The organism is Pseudomonas hunanensis (assembly GCF_013393325.1).
Taxonomy (GTDB): Bacteria; Pseudomonadota; Gammaproteobacteria; order Pseudomonadales; family Pseudomonadaceae; genus Aquipseudomonas; species Aquipseudomonas putida_P.
Genome location: NZ_QJRC01000070.1, coordinates 102,176 through 119,430, shown reverse-complemented (window position 1 = coordinate 119,430; position 17,255 = coordinate 102,176). Strand labels below are relative to the sequence as shown.

At 59.6% G+C, this 17,255-nt stretch carries 15 protein-coding genes; 9 read left to right on the top strand and 6 right to left on the bottom strand.

Annotation, left to right across the window (positions count from 1 at the left end):
• Position 1: 1 nt before the first annotated feature.
• The 3 genes from yidD to rpmH are packed head-to-tail and all read right to left on the bottom strand — an operon-like array spanning position 2 to position 792.
• Positions 2-247: a membrane protein insertion efficiency factor YidD gene (yidD, locus tag DM807_RS04255; RefSeq protein ID WP_015268406.1), complete on the bottom strand. Its 246-nt coding sequence runs from the start codon at positions 245-247 to the stop codon at positions 2-4.
• Positions 240-644 (bottom strand): ribonuclease P protein component, encoded by a 405-nt coding sequence (rnpA, locus tag DM807_RS04250; protein WP_012269840.1) that lies wholly within the window; start codon positions 642-644, stop codon positions 240-242. The genes yidD and rnpA overlap by 8 nt, the downstream gene beginning before the upstream one ends.
• Positions 645-657: 13 nt before the next feature.
• Positions 658-792: a 50S ribosomal protein L34 gene (gene rpmH, locus DM807_RS04245; RefSeq protein WP_003253163.1), complete on the bottom strand. Its 135-nt coding sequence runs from the start codon at positions 790-792 to the stop codon at positions 658-660.
• A gap of 595 nt (positions 793-1,387) precedes the next feature.
• Here rpmH and dnaA point away from each other — a divergent pair.
• The 4 genes from dnaA to gyrB are packed head-to-tail and all read left to right on the top strand — an operon-like array spanning position 1,388 to position 7,608.
• Positions 1,388-2,920: a chromosomal replication initiator protein DnaA gene (gene dnaA, locus DM807_RS04240; RefSeq protein ID WP_012269841.1), complete on the top strand. Its 1,533-nt coding sequence runs from the start codon at positions 1,388-1,390 to the stop codon at positions 2,918-2,920.
• Between the two features lie 40 nt (positions 2,921-2,960).
• Positions 2,961-4,064 (top strand): DNA polymerase III subunit beta, encoded by a 1,104-nt coding sequence (gene dnaN, locus DM807_RS04235; RefSeq protein WP_179027081.1) that lies wholly within the window; start codon positions 2,961-2,963, stop codon positions 4,062-4,064.
• A gap of 15 nt (positions 4,065-4,079) precedes the next feature.
• Positions 4,080-5,183, top strand: a complete 1,104-nt coding sequence (recF, locus tag DM807_RS04230; RefSeq protein WP_012269843.1) for a DNA replication/repair protein RecF — start codon at positions 4,080-4,082, stop codon at positions 5,181-5,183.
• A gap of 4 nt (positions 5,184-5,187) precedes the next feature.
• Positions 5,188-7,608, top strand: a complete 2,421-nt coding sequence (gene gyrB / locus DM807_RS04225; RefSeq protein WP_012269844.1) for a DNA topoisomerase (ATP-hydrolyzing) subunit B — start codon at positions 5,188-5,190, stop codon at positions 7,606-7,608.
• Between the two features lie 64 nt (positions 7,609-7,672).
• On the opposite strand, the gene DM807_RS04220 is transcribed toward gyrB, so the two are convergent.
• Positions 7,673-8,080: an RcnB family protein gene (locus tag DM807_RS04220; RefSeq protein ID WP_060493250.1), complete on the bottom strand. Its 408-nt coding sequence runs from the start codon at positions 8,078-8,080 to the stop codon at positions 7,673-7,675.
• 129 nt (positions 8,081-8,209) lie between these two features.
• Positions 8,210-9,502 (bottom strand): sigma-54 interaction domain-containing protein, encoded by a 1,293-nt coding sequence (locus tag DM807_RS04215; protein ID WP_012269859.1) that lies wholly within the window; start codon positions 9,500-9,502, stop codon positions 8,210-8,212.
• 222 nt (positions 9,503-9,724) lie between these two features.
• Here DM807_RS04215 and DM807_RS04210 point away from each other — a divergent pair, with 222 nt between their 5' ends.
• The 3 genes from DM807_RS04210 to DM807_RS04200 are packed head-to-tail and all read left to right on the top strand — an operon-like array spanning position 9,725 to position 12,733.
• Positions 9,725-10,609 carry an MBL fold metallo-hydrolase gene (locus DM807_RS04210; protein ID WP_179027080.1) on the top strand — a complete coding sequence of 295 codons (885 nt, stop codon included), beginning with the start codon at positions 9,725-9,727 and terminating at the stop codon, positions 10,607-10,609.
• 40 nt (positions 10,610-10,649) lie between these two features.
• Positions 10,650-11,918, top strand: a complete 1,269-nt coding sequence (locus tag DM807_RS04205; RefSeq protein ID WP_179027079.1) for an NAD(P)/FAD-dependent oxidoreductase — start codon at positions 10,650-10,652, stop codon at positions 11,916-11,918.
• Positions 11,915-12,733, top strand: a complete 819-nt coding sequence (locus DM807_RS04200) for a sulfite exporter TauE/SafE family protein (protein WP_012269862.1) — start codon at positions 11,915-11,917, stop codon at positions 12,731-12,733. The genes DM807_RS04205 and DM807_RS04200 overlap by 4 nt, the downstream gene beginning before the upstream one ends.
• Here the strand turns inward: DM807_RS04200 and DM807_RS04195 are convergent.
• A complete protein-coding gene (locus tag DM807_RS04195; protein ID WP_012269863.1) occupies positions 12,722-13,609 on the bottom strand; it encodes a LysR family transcriptional regulator in 888 nt (295 codons plus the stop codon). The genes DM807_RS04200 and DM807_RS04195 overlap by 12 nt on opposite strands.
• Positions 13,610-13,787: 178 nt before the next feature.
• Between DM807_RS04195 and DM807_RS04190 the strand changes: the two genes are divergently transcribed.
• Complete coding sequence (locus DM807_RS04190) at positions 13,788-15,434, top strand: GMC family oxidoreductase (RefSeq protein ID WP_179027078.1); 1,647 nt, start codon at positions 13,788-13,790, stop codon at positions 15,432-15,434.
• A gap of 97 nt (positions 15,435-15,531) precedes the next feature.
• The gene (locus DM807_RS04185) at positions 15,532-17,151 is read left to right on the top strand and encodes an MFS transporter (protein ID WP_060493246.1); all 1,620 of its coding nucleotides are present in this window, start codon (positions 15,532-15,534) and stop codon (positions 17,149-17,151) included.
• Positions 17,152-17,255: the final 104 nt, after the last annotated feature.

The window sequence follows — 17,255 nt, the reverse complement described above, 5'->3', positions numbered from 1 at the left end:
ATTACTCGGCTATCGAAGAAGTTCGGGAGGAAGGAGCGGGTGGAACGGGGTCGAAACCGCCGTCATTCCACGGATGACAACGCCCCAGGCGACGAACGGCCAGCCACCCACCACGCCAGAGGCCATGGTTTTCAATGGCTTCATATGCGTAACAGGAGCAACTGGGGAAAAAACGACAGTGATTGGCCATCAGTGGACTAATGGCGTAACGGTAAAACTGGATCGGAACGAGTGCCAGTTTACGCATCTTGGCTGTCTACCCCTGCGGAATTGGCGGTGGCTGCTGGTGTTGGCCGGCTGCGCGCCAGGCGTTTCCAGAGCTTGCCAAAGTGTTGGTGCAATTCCGGGTTTTCAATCTCACCCAATCCCTTGCGCGCGACGATCACGATGTCCAGGCCGGCAAGCGATTGCTGGTTCAGACGAAAGGAATCGCGCATCAAGCGCTTGAGGCGGTTGCGTTGAACGGCGAGCTTGACGCTCTTCTTGCCGATTACCAGGCCTAGGCGTGGATGATCGAGGCCGTTCTCGCGAGCAAGGATCAGCAGGTTTTTCCCTGGAACCTTGCCGGTTGGGGAGTCGAAGACCGCTTTGAAATGCCGGGGTGTAAGCAGTCGCTTTTCCCGACTGAAGTCCTGACTCACCACCTGTGCCGAAAAATCAAATGGCCAGACGCTTACGGCCTTTGGCACGACGACGCGACAGAACAGCACGGCCGTTCTTGGTAGCCATACGGGCACGGAAACCGTGGGTGCGGGCGCGCTTGATGGTGCTTGGTTGGAAAGTACGTTTCATGGCGTGTTACCTGGTTTGTCGACGACGGGCCGGGATGGCCCCCTTTTTAAGAGACCGGCGATTCTAGAGAAAGCAAGCCCATAGGTCAATTTCCAACCAGTCATTCCATATAGAGCGTGTGATGGACGGTGCCTGTTCGATCATCCCCAGGGCGTCCTTGATCGGACACACGAATCGGGGACAACATGAAAAAAAAGAAGAGACATATAAAAAGCTTTTCTGAAGAACTTATAAATCTTAAGTGGATAACCTTCTGTGGATAACCTTATACAGGCCTTGAAAACCGGTATGTACAGAGTTTTGAAACCTTGTTCTCAACCGGTGCTGCGCTTGTTTTCATCGTGATCGAAAGCTGTGGATTAAAATGGTGATTATCCACAGGTGATTTATCAACAGGCAGGCACCCAGGGTTGTGCATAGCCCTCATGGCTGCTTATCCACAGGGCTTATGCACAGTGCCAGAATGACGTTTTGGTCGATAAATGGCTGTTTTGTCTTGGATCCTAACGTGTCCACATGTGGATAACTGGACGCTCGACCGGTACAATGGCGGTTTGTTTTTGCCTCATCCGGCTTTCAAACTCAGGGGATATCCGTGTCAGTGGAACTTTGGCAGCAGTGCGTGGAGCTTCTGCGCGATGAACTGCCTGCCCAGCAATTCAACACCTGGATCCGTCCGCTACAGGTCGAAGCCGAAGGCGACGAGTTGCGCGTCTATGCGCCTAACCGTTTCGTTCTCGATTGGGTCAATGAAAAATACCTGGGGCGCTTGCTCGAGCTGTTGGGCGAAAACGGCAGCGGCATTGCACCTGCCCTTTCCTTATTAATAGGTAGCCGCCGCAGCTCGGCTCCCCGGGCTGCGCCTAACGCGCCGGTCAGCGCCGCCGTGGCGGCCTCGCTGGCGCAGACCCAGGCACACAAAGCTGCCCCGACACCAGCAGCGGTCGAGCCAATTGCTGTGGCCGCAGCCGAGCCGGTGCTGGTCGACGAACTGGCCGAGCCGTCTTCACGTGACAGCTTCGATGCCATGGCCGAGCCCGCTTCGGCACCTGCCAGTAGTGGCCGCGCCGAACAGCGCACCGTGCAGGTTGAAGGCGCGCTCAAGCACACCAGTTACCTGAACCGTACCTTTACCTTCGACACTTTCGTTGAAGGTAAGTCGAACCAGCTGGCGCGCGCGGCTGCCTGGCAGGTGGCGGACAACCCCAAGCATGGCTACAACCCGCTGTTCCTTTATGGCGGCGTGGGCCTGGGTAAAACCCACCTTATGCATGCTGTGGGTAACCACCTGCTCAAGAAAAACCCGAATGCCAAGGTGGTCTACCTGCATTCGGAGCGCTTCGTCGCGGACATGGTCAAAGCGCTGCAGCTCAATGCCATCAACGAATTCAAGCGTTTCTACCGTTCGGTGGATGCGTTGCTGATCGACGATATCCAGTTCTTCGCCCGCAAAGAGCGCTCGCAGGAAGAGTTTTTCCACACCTTCAACGCTCTGCTTGAGGGTGGCCAGCAGGTGATCCTTACCTCTGACCGCTACCCCAAAGAGATCGAAGGCCTGGAAGAGCGGCTGAAGTCGCGCTTTGGTTGGGGCCTGACGGTGGCTGTCGAGCCACCGGAGCTGGAAACCCGCGTGGCAATCCTGATGAAAAAGGCCGACCAGGCCAAGGTCGAGCTGCCGCATGATGCCGCGTTCTTCATTGCCCAGCGCATTCGCTCCAACGTACGGGAGCTGGAAGGCGCACTGAAGCGGGTGATTGCCCATTCGCACTTCATGGGCCGCGATATCACCATCGAGCTGATCCGTGAATCGCTGAAGGACCTGCTGGCGCTGCAGGATAAATTGGTCAGTGTGGATAATATTCAGCGAACCGTCGCCGAGTACTACAAGATCAAGATCTCCGATCTGCTGTCCAAGCGGCGTTCGCGTTCTGTCGCACGGCCACGTCAGGTGGCCATGGCCCTCTCCAAGGAGCTGACCAACCACAGCCTGCCGGAAATCGGCGACATGTTTGGTGGCCGCGACCATACGACCGTGCTGCACGCCTGCCGCAAGATCAACGAACTGAAGGAATCCGACGCGGACATCCGCGAGGACTACAAGAACCTGCTGCGGACGCTGACGACCTGATGGCCGTCTGCGCAGCTAATTGAAGGCAAGGGACTAGACCATGCATTTCACCATTCAACGCGAAGCCCTGTTGAAACCCCTGCAACTGGTCGCCGGTGTCGTCGAGCGCCGTCAGACCTTGCCGGTCCTGTCCAACGTATTGCTGGTCGTGCAAGGCCAGCAACTGTCGTTGACCGGTACCGACCTGGAAGTCGAGCTGGTAGGCCGGGTGCAACTGGAAGAGCCGGCCGAGCCTGGCGAAATCACTGTCCCGGCGCGTAAGCTGATGGACATCTGCAAAAGCCTGCCGAACGACGCCCTGATCGATATCAAGGTCGATGAGCAGAAATTGTTGGTCAAGGCCGGCCGCAGCCGCTTTACGCTGTCGACCCTGCCAGCCAATGACTTCCCGACCGTGGAAGAAGGCCCGGGCTCGCTGACCTGCAACCTTGAGCAGAGCAAGCTGCGCCGCCTGATCGAGCGCACCAGCTTCGCCATGGCCCAGCAGGATGTTCGTTATTACCTCAACGGCATGCTGCTTGAGGTTTCCCGCAACACCCTGCGTGCGGTATCCACCGATGGTCACCGTCTGGCGCTCTGCTCCATGACTGCGCCGATCGAGCAGGATGATCGCCATCAGGTCATCGTGCCACGTAAAGGTATCTTGGAGTTGGCGCGCCTGCTGACTGACCCGGAAGGCATGGTCAGCATCGTCCTGGGCCAGCACCACATACGCGCCACAACTGGCGAGTTCACCTTTACCTCCAAGCTGGTGGACGGCAAGTTCCCGGACTACGAGCGCGTCCTGCCAAAAGGCGGCGACAAGCTGGTGGTCGGCGATCGTCAGGCACTGCGTGAAGCCTTCAGCCGTACGGCGATTCTTTCCAATGAAAAGTACCGCGGTATTCGCCTGCAACTGGCGGCTGGCCAACTGAAGATCCAGGCGAACAACCCCGAGCAGGAAGAAGCTGAAGAAGAAATCAGCGTGGACTACGAAGGCAGTTCGCTGGAAATTGGCTTCAACGTCAGCTACCTGCTGGACGTGCTGGGCGTGATGACTACCGAGCAAGTTCGTCTGATCCTGTCCGATTCCAACAGCAGTGTACTGCTGCAGGAAGCTGGCAATGACGATTCTTCCTACGTTGTCATGCCGATGCGCCTGTAACCTGTAGCAGGCGAAATGTCCCTTCGACGTATCATGGTCACCGCGGTGCGCAACTTGCACCCGGTGACACTCTTACCCTCCCCCCGAATCAACATCCTTTACGGCGCCAACGGTAGCGGCAAGACCAGCGTGCTTGAAGCTGTGCACTTGCTCGGGCTGGCACGTTCGTTTCGCAGTAGTCGCCTGAACCCGGTCATCCAGTACGAACAGCCTGCCTGTACCGTATTTGGTGAAGTCGAGTTGACCGAAGGCGGCACCTGCAAACTGGGTGTATCCCGAGAGCGCCAGGGGGAGTTCACTATCCGCATCGATGGTCAGAATGCGCGAAGTGCCGCGCAACTGGCAGAGCTGCTGCCGCTTCAGCTTATCAACCCAGACAGTTTCCGGCTGTTGGAAGGTGCCCCGAAAATACGCCGCCAGTTCCTTGATTGGGGGGTGTTCCACGTGGAACCTCGTTTTCTGCCAGCCTGGCAACGGCTGCAGAAGGCGCTGCGGCAGCGGAACTCATGGTTGCGTCATGGTACACTTGACCCAGCTTCGCAAGCCGCCTGGGACCGGGAATTGTGCCTGGCCAGCGCGGAAATAGATGAATACCGTCGCAACTACATCAAGGCCTTGAAGCCTGTCTTCGAGCGAACCCTGAGCGAACTGGTCGAGCTGGACGGGTTGACCCTAAGCTACTACCGAGGCTGGGACAAGGACCGGGAACTGCAAGAAGTACTCGCATCCTCTCTCCTTCGCGATCAGCAGATGGGCCATACCCAGGCCGGTCCGCAGCGTGCTGATCTGCGTCTTCGCCTGGCTGGCAACAACGCAGCTGACATCCTGTCGCGTGGTCAGCAGAAGCTGGTGGTATGCGCACTGCGCATTGCTCAAGGCCACCTCGTTAGTCAGGCTCGCCGCGGTCATTGTATTTATCTCGTGGATGACTTGCCGTCCGAACTGGATGACCAGCATCGCCGCGCGCTGTGTCGCTTGCTTGAAGAATTACGCTGCCAGGTGTTCATCACCTGTGTAGATCACGAATTACTGAGGGAAGGCTGGCAGACGGAAACGCCAGTTGCTTTGTTCCACGTGGAACAAGGCCGTATCACCCAGACCCACGACCATCGGGAGTGAAGGCATGAGCGAAAATCAAACGTACGACTCCTCCAGCATCAAGGTGCTGAAAGGTTTGGATGCCGTACGCAAGCGTCCCGGCATGTACATTGGCGACACCGATGATGGTAGCGGCCTGCACCACATGGTCTTCGAGGTGGTCGACAACTCGATCGACGAAGCCCTCGCCGGGCACTGCGATGACATCACCGTCATCATCCACACGGACGAATCCATCAGCGTGCGCGACAACGGTCGTGGCATTCCGGTCGACGTGCATAAAGAAGAAGGCGTTTCTGCGGCAGAGGTCATCATGACCGTACTGCACGCCGGCGGTAAGTTCGACGACAACTCCTACAAAGTATCCGGCGGTCTGCACGGTGTAGGTGTATCGGTTGTTAACGCCCTGTCCGAGAAGCTGGTTCTGACCGTTCGCCGTAGCGGCAAGATCTGGGAACAGACCTACGTTCACGGTGTTCCACAAGCGCCTATGGCGGTTGTCGGTGACAGCGAAACCACGGGTACCCACATCCACTTCAAGCCATCGGCTGAAACCTTCAAGAATATTCACTTCAGCTGGGACATCCTGGCCAAGCGTATTCGTGAGTTGTCGTTCCTCAACTCGGGCGTTGGCATTCTGCTGAAGGATGAGCGCAGCGGTAAGGAAGAGTTCTTCAAGTACGAAGGCGGCCTGCGTGCGTTCGTCGAGTACCTGAACACCAACAAGACGCCGGTCAACTCCCAGGTATTCCACTTCAACGTCCAGCGCGACGATGGCGTGGGTGTTGAGGTCGCTCTGCAGTGGAACGACAGCTTCAACGAAAACCTGCTGTGCTTCACCAACAACATTCCGCAGCGTGACGGCGGTACCCACTTGGTGGGCTTCCGGTCCTCGCTGACCCGTAGCTTGAACAGCTACATCGAGCAGGAAGGCTTGGCCAAGAAGAACAAGGTGGCAACCACCGGCGACGACGCCCGTGAAGGCCTGACCGCGATCATCTCGGTGAAGGTGCCGGACCCCAAGTTCAGCTCGCAGACCAAGGACAAGCTGGTCTCCTCGGAGGTGAAAACCGCCGTGGAACAAGAGATGAACAAGTACTTCGCCGACTTCCTGCTGGAAAACCCGAACGAGGCCAAGGCCGTCGTTGGCAAGATGATCGACGCCGCCCGCGCTCGTGAAGCCGCGCGTAAAGCCCGTGAGATGACTCGCCGCAAAGGGGCGCTGGATATCGCTGGCCTGCCGGGCAAGTTGGCGGATTGCCAAGAGAAGGACCCTGCCCTCTCTGAACTGTACCTGGTGGAGGGTGACTCCGCGGGTGGCTCGGCCAAGCAAGGTCGTAACCGTCGTACCCAGGCGATCCTGCCGTTGAAGGGTAAAATCCTCAACGTCGAGAAAGCGCGTTTCGACAAGATGATCTCGTCCCAGGAAGTGGGCACGCTGATCACTGCGCTGGGCTGCGGTATTGGCCGCGAAGAGTACAACATCGACAAACTGCGTTATCACAACATCATCATCATGACCGATGCTGACGTTGACGGTTCGCACATCCGTACCCTGCTGCTGACCTTCTTCTTCCGTCAGTTGCCGGAGCTGGTCGAGCGCGGCTACATCTACATTGCCCAGCCACCGTTGTACAAGGTGAAGAAGGGCAAGCAGGAGCAGTACATCAAGGACGACGAGGCCATGGAAGAGTACATGACCCAGTCGGCCCTGGAGGATGCCAGCCTGCACCTGGACGAATCGGCACCTGCGGTTTCCGGTGTGCAGCTGGAAGCACTGGTGAATGAGTTCCGTAGCGTAATGAAGACGCTCAAGCGCCTGTCGCGCTTGTATCCGGAAGAGCTGACCGAGCACTTCATCTACCTGCCGGAGGTGACCCTGGAGCAGTTGGGTGACCACGCGGTGATGCAAGCCTGGCTGGCTAAGTTCCAGGAGCGTCTGAACAGCAGCCAGAAGTCTGGCCTGGTTTACAAAGCTAGCCTGCGCGAAGACAAAGAGCGCAACGTATGGCTGCCAGAAGTGGAAGTCACCTCTCACGGCCTGGCCAGCTACGTCACCTTCAACCGCGACTTCTTCGGCAGCAATGACTACCGTACCGTGGTCAACATTGGCTCCAAGCTGTCCAGCCTGTTGGGTGAAGGTGCTTACGTTCAGCGCGGTGAACGCCGCAAGGCAATTGTCGAGTTCAAGGAAGGCCTGGATTGGCTGATGAACGAGACAACCAAGCGCCACACTATCCAGCGATACAAAGGGCTGGGTGAAATGAACCCGGACCAGCTGTGGGAAACCACCATGGACCCGACCGTTCGCCGTATGCTGAAGGTCACCATCGAAGATGCGATCGCTGCGGACCAGATCTTCAACACCCTGATGGGGGACGCGGTCGAGCCGCGTCGTGACTTCATCGAAAGTAACGCGCTGTCGGTGTCGAACCTGGACTTCTGATCAGGTGTAATTCGCCAGACACTAAAAAGCCCGCTGATGCGGGCTTTTTAGTGCCTGCGATTTATCAGTAACCGCTGAGAATATTCACGATCACACCGCTGGCAATCGCCACCAGCACATAGTCGCCATTCACATACAACCAACGATGATCACGTGGCGGCGCATACAGGTGGCGCGCTTTCCAGTCGGTCACCCAGTAACGGTCACCCCGGTAATGTGGATCGACTGCGTGACCACGCTGCCATTGCTGATGAGGCACCGGCATGCCTTGTTGTGGGCGGAAGTTCGGATCACGGTAAGCAGGACCCCGGCCATTGTCATGGCGACCCTGTTGCTGCGGCTGACCATGTGGCGGATTGCCCTGGTGCGATGGGCCGCCATCATGCCGGTCGGGTGGGCCTGGCTGCGCGAAGCTGGCCAGTGGTGCGCTGAGCATGAGCGCGGCGCAGATCACGGTTAGGGTTTTTTTCATTTGATGCGGTCCTCTGCCTGTTATCGCCTGGCCAGCACTGACTGCCAGATTCGGTTAACTGATCAGACCACGATTTTGCCGGTTTAATGTCAGGACGCAGGTAAAGGTCCGGTAAAGTCAGTCGTCCCCTCAGTTCAAGCCGAGCGCCTTCAGTCGGCGATACAGCGTGCGTTCACTCATACCAAGATGGCTGGCCAGTTCGCTACGCGAACCCTTGAACTGCTCCAACGCCTGCGCCAACGCCCCCAAATCATTGCGACGGCTACCCGTTGTGATCGCCCCCGCCGGCCCGATATCTGCCGGAAAGTGCTCAGGCCTGATCAGCCCGTCATCGGCAAACAGCCGCGCCCTTTCCAGTATGTTGCGCAGCTCTCGGATATTGCCCGGAAACGGATGCAGCCCAAGTTGCTGCAAGGCATCGTCACTCAGCCTGGGCGTTGGCTTGCCAGCCATGCGCTGCAGCAGGCTCTGCGCAAGCAGTGGTAGATCTTCCACCCGCTCGCGCAGCGCAGGCAGGCGAATCGGGAAGCCGCTGATACGGTAATACAGGTCTTCACGGAAGGTGCCATCCGCGACCATTTGCTTGAGCGGCTTGTGGGTGGCCGATACCAGTCGGAAATCTGAATGCACCGTGCGCAAGCTGCCAACCGGGCGGAAGCTGCCAGACTCGATCAGGCGCAGCAGCTTCACCTGCATCGCCAGGGGTACTTCACCGATTTCGTCGAGAAACAAGGTGCCGCCATGGGCCGCCTCTGCCAGGCCGATCTTGCGTTGGTGGGCACCGGTGAACGCACCTTTCTCGTAACCGAACAGCTCACTTTCGAACAAGGATTCGGTCAAACCAGTGCAGTCGACCACCACCAGCGGCCCGTTGGCCCGTGGGCTGCCCATGTGTAGCGCGCGCGCGAACAGTTCCTTGCCGGTGCCCGACTCACCCTGCAGCAATACCGGAATCTGCGCGGGTGCCGCACGTTGCAGGCTGGCCAAGGCGGCCTTGAAGGTTGGCGCGCGGCCGACCAAACCTTGCTCCTGGGGCTGTGCCGAGGCGAGGGTGATGGTGGTCAGGCGTTCGACAAAGGCCACCACCCTGCCCTGTTCATCCAGGATTGGCCGCAACTCGACGTCGACGTGCTCGGGGCCGCGTGGTGTGTGATGAATGTGCAACACCCGCTCCGGTACCTTGCTGTCCCACGCCTTGCGCATCGGGCAATGCTCGCCAGCCTGGTCGCACGGTACGGCATAGTGATGCGAGACCTTGTGGCACTTCTCGCCCAACGGCGCCTGATCATGCCGGCCGAACTGGCGACGATAGGCCGCATTGGCGGCGAGGATGTTGTAGTCGGTGTCCAGCACGATGGTCGGCAGGGCATCGTGCTCAAGGTAGGAAACCAGAGCTAGGATGAGGGGATGGGCTTCAGGCATGACGGCACCGTTTGGATGACCGATGCAGGGTAACAAGGACTGCCAAACACTGCCATTGGCTGACAGTCGACTGCCACCTTCACTGCCAGTCATGCCAACAGCTGTCAGCAACCGGCCCGTTTCATTGGCCCATGCGCAGCAAAAAGCCTGGCATGCATCTTGATAAACCTCCTGTCACTGCCTACGCCTGTACAAGGCGGGGCGGATAAATTGGAGAACGTGATGATCATCGGTAACAACCTTCACGTGGACGCCTTTTTCGACGAGGCGACCTCGACCATCAGCTACTTGGTCATGGACCGTGAAACCCGGCAATGCGCCTTGATCGACAGCGTGCTGGATTATGACCCCAAGTCCGGGCGCACCTGCAGCGCATCGGCGGATCGCCTGATCGAGCGCGTGAGCGAGCTGAACGCCAGCGTGCGTTGGGTGCTGGAAACCCATGTACACGCCGATCATCTTTCAGCGGCTGCCTACCTCAAGGAAAAGCTCGGCGGCCATACCGCTATCGGCGCGCACATCACCCAAGTGCAGAAGGTGTTCGGTGCCTTGTTCAATGCCGAGCCTGCCTTCGCCCGTGACGGCAGCCAGTTCGATGTGCTGCTTGAAGACGAGGAAGGTTTCCGCATTGGCAACCTGCATGCCCGTGCGCTGCATACGCCGGGGCATACGCCTGCATGCATGAGCTTCATGATCGAGGACGCCGGCGAGATCGCAGTGTTCGTCGGCGACACCTTGTTCATGCCCGACTACGGCACAGCCCGTTGTGATTTCCCAGGCGCCGACGCCCGTACTTTGTACCGCTCGATTCGTCGCCTGCTGGCGTTCCCCGACCAGACCCGGCTGTTCATGTGCCACGACTACCTGCCAGGTGGCCGCGACATGCAGTACGTCACCACCGTGGCAGAGCAGCGCGCCCACAACATCCACATCCACCAGGGTATCGATGAGGACAGCTTCGTTGCCATGCGCGAAGCCCGCGACAAGACCCTCGACATGCCGGTGCTTATCCTGCCCTCGGTGCAGGTGAACATGCGCAGCGGCCAGCTCCCCGCGCCGGAAGCAAACGGCGTGAGCTATTTGAAGATCCCGCTGAACAAGCTGTAACCGCCCTGCCCCCATAACCAGATTTTCAGGATTTACCGACATGCCTGCCTTGTTGTCCCCTGCCAATACCAACCACCACAAGGTGGTCATCGTCGGTGCCGGTGCCGCCGGTATCGCCACCGCCTCCAGCCTGATCAGCCGCGATCCGTCGTTGGATGTGGCTTTGATCGACCCTGCCGAGGTGCATTACTACCAGCCCGGCTGGACCATGGTCGGTGCCGGTGTGTTCAAGGCACCGAGCACCGCCCGCACCATGGCCTCGACCATTCCGCGTGGTGTGCGCTGGGTCAAGGCGCGGGTAGAGGGTTTCGATCCGTTGAGCCAGTTAGTCATGCTCGAAGGTGGCCGCTCCATCAGTTACGAACAGCTGATAGTTTGCCCCGGCCTGAAGCTGGACTGGGCGGCCATCGATGGGCTCAGCGAGACCCTGGGCCGTAACGGCGTCACCTCCAACTATCGTTACGACCTGGCGCCCTATACCTGGGAGCTGGTGCAGAAGCTCAAGCAAGGCCATGCCGTGTTCAGCCAGCCGCCCATGCCGATCAAGTGCGCCGGAGCACCGCAGAAGGCGCTGTACCTGTCTTGCGACCACTGGCTACGCCATGGCTATCTGGGCGCAGTGAAAGCCAGCTTCTTCAATGCGGGGGCTGTGTTGTTCGGCGTAGCGGACTATGTGCCCGCGCTGATGAAGTACATCGAAAAGTACGCCGTCGACCTTAATTTTTCGCACCGTCTGGTCGCCGTGGACGGCCCGAACAAGCGTGCTACCTTCGTGCGTACCCTGGCCGATGGCAGCAGCGAAACCCGCATCGAAAGCTTCGACATGCTCCATGTGGTTCCACCACAGGTGGCGCCAGACTTCATTCGCGAAAGCCCTTTGGCCGATAGCACCGGCTGGGTCGATGTCGACCCGCATACCCTGCGCCATCGCAAGTACACCAATGTGCACGCCCTTGGAGACGTGGCCAACACCAGCAACGCCAAAACCGCTGCGGCTGCCCGCAAGCAAGCACCCGTGGTGGCCAACAATGTGCTGGTAGCATTGGGTCGATTGCCGAGCCTGGCCCAGTACGACGGCTACGGCTCGTGTCCACTTACCGTCGAGCGCGGCAAGATCGTTCTGGCCGAATTCACCTATGGCGGCAAGCTGGCACCGAGCTTTCCAAGCTGGTTGCTGGATGGGCGCAAGCCGACTCGCCTGGCCTGGTTGCTCAAGGCCCAGGCGCTACCACCGTTGTACTGGCAAGGCATGCTCAAGGGCCGCGAGTGGTTGGCACGCCCGCAACTGGTCGCCGAGGGTGGGCAGTGATCGAGCATCAATTACTGGGGGCGGGCTTGGGCGCGATCATCGGCGCGGTGTTGGCGTTGACTGGCGCAGGTGGCGGCATTCTCGCAGTACCCTTGCTGGTGTTCGGTCTTGGCTTGTCGATGGTCGAAGCGGCACCGGTCGGCTTGCTGGCCGTGGGCCTGGCGGCGGCAGTGGGCGCTGTGCTGGGCTTGCGCCAAGGCTTGGTGCGTTACCGGGCGGCATTGTTCATTGCGCTGGTCGGTGTAGCAGCGGCACCCTTCGGGCTGATGCTGGCGCACCGTCTGCCCAATACACCATTGCAGTTGGTGTTCGCCGGGGTGCTGGTTTATGCCTGCCTGCGTATCTGGCGCAAGGCGGCCAAAGAGCTGCGCGGCGAAGCCAATGATGCCCATCGTTACATCGAGCCATGTGTGCTGAATCCGTTGCAGGGCCGTTTGCGCTGGACCCTACCCTGTGCACGCGCATTGGCATTCACGGGTGCCTTGTCCGGGTTGTTGTCCGGCCTGCTGGGGGTGGGCGGTGGGTTTGTCATCATCCCGGCCCTGAACCGCTACACCAACCTGCGCATGGCCAGTATCGTGTCCACCTCGCTGGCGGTGATCGCCCTGGTCTCCACTGGCAGCGTGGTCAGCGCCAGCCTGGCGGGCGTCATGCACTGGCAGGTCGGTGCCCCGTTTGCCGTCGGCGCGGTACTTGGCCTGCTGTTGGCGCGGCCTTTGGCTGCCAGGCTGGCAGGGCCGCGCTTACAGCAGATGTTTGCAGTGGCAGGTTGGACGGCGGCCTTGCTGCTGGCTGGCAAGTCGCTATTGGGCTAGCAGCTCATCCTGCTGCGCCGCGCACAGCGCCAGCAAATAGTCCCACACCACCCGCAGGCGCACCGATTTATGCAGCTCGCGACGGGTGCAGATCCAGTAACTGCGCTGGATGGTTTCGCCAGGCAGCACGCGTACCAGTGTCGGGTCGTGGCGAGCCATGTAGTTGGGCAGCACGGCGATGCCCAGCCCGGCGCGGGCGGCGGCTTGCTGGGCGATCACGCTGGTGCTGCGAAACACCACGTTGGGTGCCCGGCAGAAGCTGTTGAGAAACAGCAACTCCTGGCTGAACAGCAAGTCGTCGACGTAGCCGATCCAGCTGTGCCGGGCCAGGTCTTCGCGGTTGCGCAGTGGTGGCGCGCGGTGCAAATAGTCCTGGCTGGCGTACAGCGCCAGGCGATAATCGGTGAGTTTGCGAGTGATCAGCAGATCGGCGTTGGGCCGCTCCAGGTGGATGCTGATTTCCGCCTCGCGGTTGAGGATGCTGACGAAACGCGGTACGGCCACCAGTTCCACTTCAAGGCCAGGGTAACGCTCGAACAACGCGTTCATGCGTGGGGTGAAGAACATGATGCCGATGCCTTCGGTCACCCCCAGGCGAATCTTGCCCAGCGGCGTGATGGCCTGAGTGATTTCTTCCTGCGCCAGCAGGGCGACGTTCTCCATGGCTTCGGCATGCTTGAGCAAGGCTTGGCCCGAGGGGGTTAACTCGTAACCCTGGGCATGCTGCACGAACAGCGCGGTGCCCAGGCTCTGCTCGATGCTCTCGATGTGCCGGGCCACGGTGCTGTGGGTGGTGTTCAGGCGCTTGGCGGCGGTAAGCAGGCGGCCGCTGCGCTGTAACTCGAGGAAAAACCGCAGATCGTTCCAGTCGAACATGCTGATCCTTTTTGGCAGTTCGTCTCGGCCGTATTCTGGGCATGCCCGCGAAACGGTCGGTACAGGCTTACCGCTGTGCTAAAACGCACAGCGGCTGCGTGAAATCTCGTGTTCCCTCCACGAAATTACTCACTAAGATGGATCGGGACAAGAATAATAATCAGGCCCGAGGTTGCACATGCCATCAGCCGATTCTGTCTTCGACTACGTGGTCGTTGGTGCCGGTCCTGCCGGTTGCCTGCTGGCCAATCGTTTGTCCGCCGATCCTTCCTGCCGCGTGCTGCTGCTGGAGGCAGGTGGTCGCGACAACTATCCCTGGATCCACATTCCCGTCGGTTACCTCTACTGCATCGGCAACCCACGCACCGACTGGTGCTTCAGGACCGAGGCACAGCCTGGCCTGGGCGGTCGCGCACTGGGTTACCCAAGGGGCAAGGTGCTAGGTGGCTGTTCTTCGATCAACGGCATGATCTACATGCGTGGCCAGGCCGCCGACTATGACCAGTGGGCTGAGCAAGGCAACGATGGCTGGGCCTGGAAAGACGTGCTGCCGCTGTTCAAGGCCAGCGAGAACCACTTTGCCGGCACCAGCGAGCACCATGGCGCTGACGGCGAATGGCGAGTCGAGCGCCAGCGCTACAGCTGGCCAATTCTCGATGCTTTCCGCGATGCCGCCGAGCAAAGCGGTATCGGCAAGGTCGATGACTTCAACACCGGCGACAACGAGGGCTGTGGATACTTTCAGGTCAACCAGCGTAGCGGCGTGCGCTGGAATGCCTCCAAAGCTTTCCTGCGGCCTATCAAGGACCGCGCCAACCTCACGGTGCTGACCGGCGTTCAGGTTGAACAGGTACTGCTCAACAACACCCGCGCGCGGGCCGTGAAAGCGTTTTGGCAAGGCGCCTGGCATGAGTTTGCGGCGCGCCGTGAAATCATCCTCTGTGCGGGTGCGGTCGGCTCGCCCGGAATCTTGCAGCGCTCCGGCATTGGCCCGCGTCAGTTGCTGGAAACCTTGGGGATTGGCGTTCGGCACGACATGCCTGGCGTTGGTGGCAACCTGCAGGACCACCTGCAACTTCGGCTGATCTACCAGATCCGCAATACCCGCACCTTGAACCAGATGGCCAACAGCCTTTGGGGCAAGATGGGCATGGGCCTGCGCTACCTCTACGACCGCAGCGGTCCACTGGCCATGGCGCCAAGCCAGCTGGGCGCCTTCGTGCGTTCCAGCACCGACCAGGCCACCGCCAACCTGCAGTACCACGTGCAGCCGCTATCACTGGAGCGTTTCGGCGAACCGTTGCATCAGTTCCCGGCCTTTACTGCTTCGGTATGCAACCTGCGCCCGGCCAGCCGTGGGCGTATCGATATCTGCAGCACTGACATGAACAGTACGCCGCTGATCAACCCCAACTACCTCAGCGACCCGCAAGACCTGCGTGTCGCCGCCGATGCCATCCGCCTCACCCGGCGCATCGTCCAGGCCCCTGCCCTGGCGGCGTTCGAGCCTAAGGAATACCTGCCGGGCCCGGCCCTGCAATCCGAGGAGGAGCTGTTCGACGCTGCTGGCAAGATCGGCACCACCATCTTCCACCCGGTCGGTACCTGCCGCATGGGCAATGGTGCCATGGATGTTGTGGATAACCAGCTGCGCGTACACGGCATCCCCGGCCTGCGCGTGGCAGATGCCTCGATCATGCCGCAGATCACCTCCGGCAATACCTGTTCCCCCACCCTGATGATCGCCGAGAAGGCGGCGCAACTGATCCTCAAAGGAGCTGCTACCCAGACCTACTTGAACGAAGACGCGTTACCGACGCCCTGACCCGGGTGTGTGCAGTACCGGCGGCTTGCGGTCGAAAGCTGCCGACAGTGGAACAACAAGAATAATCACTGTGGCCTAAGGGCCGAGGACAGCAACGATGTCGGATTACATCCAAGAGCAGGGTGCGGCGGCCAGCAGCTCCAGCCGCCGTGAAGAGCGCAAGATCATTTTCGCGTCATCCCTTGGGACGGTTTTCGAGTGGTATGACTTTTTTCTCTATGGTGCGCTGGCAGCGGTCATCAGCAAGCAATTCTTCGCTGGTGTGAACGACACCACCGCCTTCATCTTCGCCCTGATGGCCTTTGCTGCGGGCTTTCTGGTACGGCCCTTCGGCGCGCTGGTGTTCGGCCGCCTGGGTGACATGATCGGGCGCAAGTACACCTTCCTGGTCACCATCGTGCTGATGGGCCTGTCCACTTTCGCGGTGGGGTTGTTGCCTACCTACGCCAGCATTGGCATTGCCGCACCGATCATTCTGGTAATCCTGCGCATGTTGCAGGGGCTGGCGCTGGGCGGCGAATATGGCGGTGCGGCCACTTACGTGGCCGAGCATGCGCCCCCCGGCAAGCGTGGCTTCCACACCGGTTTCATCCAATCCACTGCAACCTTGGGTCTGTTGTTGTCGCTGCTGGTGGTACTGGGCAGCCGCTACATCAGTGGTGACCAGTTCGAAACCTGGGGCTGGCGCCTGCCGTTCCTGCTGTCGATCGTGCTACTGGCCATTTCCACCTGGATCCGCATGAGCATGCACGAATCGCCTGCGTTCGTGAAAATGAAGGCCCAGGGCAAGATCAGCAAGTCGCCGATCCGTGAGTCGTTTACATCCTGGCCAAACCTGAAAGTGGTGCTCACCGCACTGTTCAGCATCAACGCCGGCCAAGCCGTGACCTTTTACACGGCACAGTTCTACGTGCTGTTCTTCATGACCCAGATGCTGAAGATGGACCCCGCCCAAGCCAACACCCTGTTGATTATCAGTGTGGTGATCGGTGCGCCATTCTTCGTGTTCTTTGGCTGGCTGTCGGACCGCATCGGCCGCAAGCCAATCCTGATGCTCGGCCTGCTGTTGGCCACGGTGCTGTACTTCCCGCTGTTCAAGGCCCTGAGCCATTACGCCAACCCACAGATTGACGCCGCCAGCCGTCAGGCGCCGATCGTGGTTACCGCCGATCCGCAAAGCTGCACCTTCCAGTTCGACCCCGTGGGCAAGGCACGTTTCGACAGCCCGTGCGACAAGGTCAAGACCTTCCTGGTGAAGCAGGGCCTGCCGTACAGCTCGGTAAGCGTGGCCGGTAGCGATGTGGTGGTGAACATTGGTGAAAAGACCATCAACGGCTTCGACGAAACCGCCATGCGCTCTGCAATCGAGCAGGCGGGCTACCCGGCCAAGGCCGACCCTGAGCAGGTCAACCAGGTGATGGTGGTGGTGCTGATCGTGGCGATGATCCTGATCGCGACCATGACCTATGGCCCGTTGGCGGCGGTGATGGTCGAGCTGTTCCCGACCCGTATCCGCTACACCTCGATGTCGCTGCCCTATCACATAGGCAATGGCTGGTTCGGTGGCTTCCTGCCGACCGTATCGTTCGCGCTGGTGGTCTATACCGGGGATATCTTCTACGGGCTGTGGTACCCGGTGCTGGTGACCGGTATCAGTCTGGTGGTGGGGATCTTCTGCCTGAAAGAAACCAAGGACGTCGATATCGACAAAGTCTGATGCTGTCTGCATGCCATAAAAAAACCGGCTGTAAAAGCCGGTTTTTTTATGCCTCGAAAAAACTTATGCACGATTTTCAAGAAAATGTAATGCACAGAAATAAA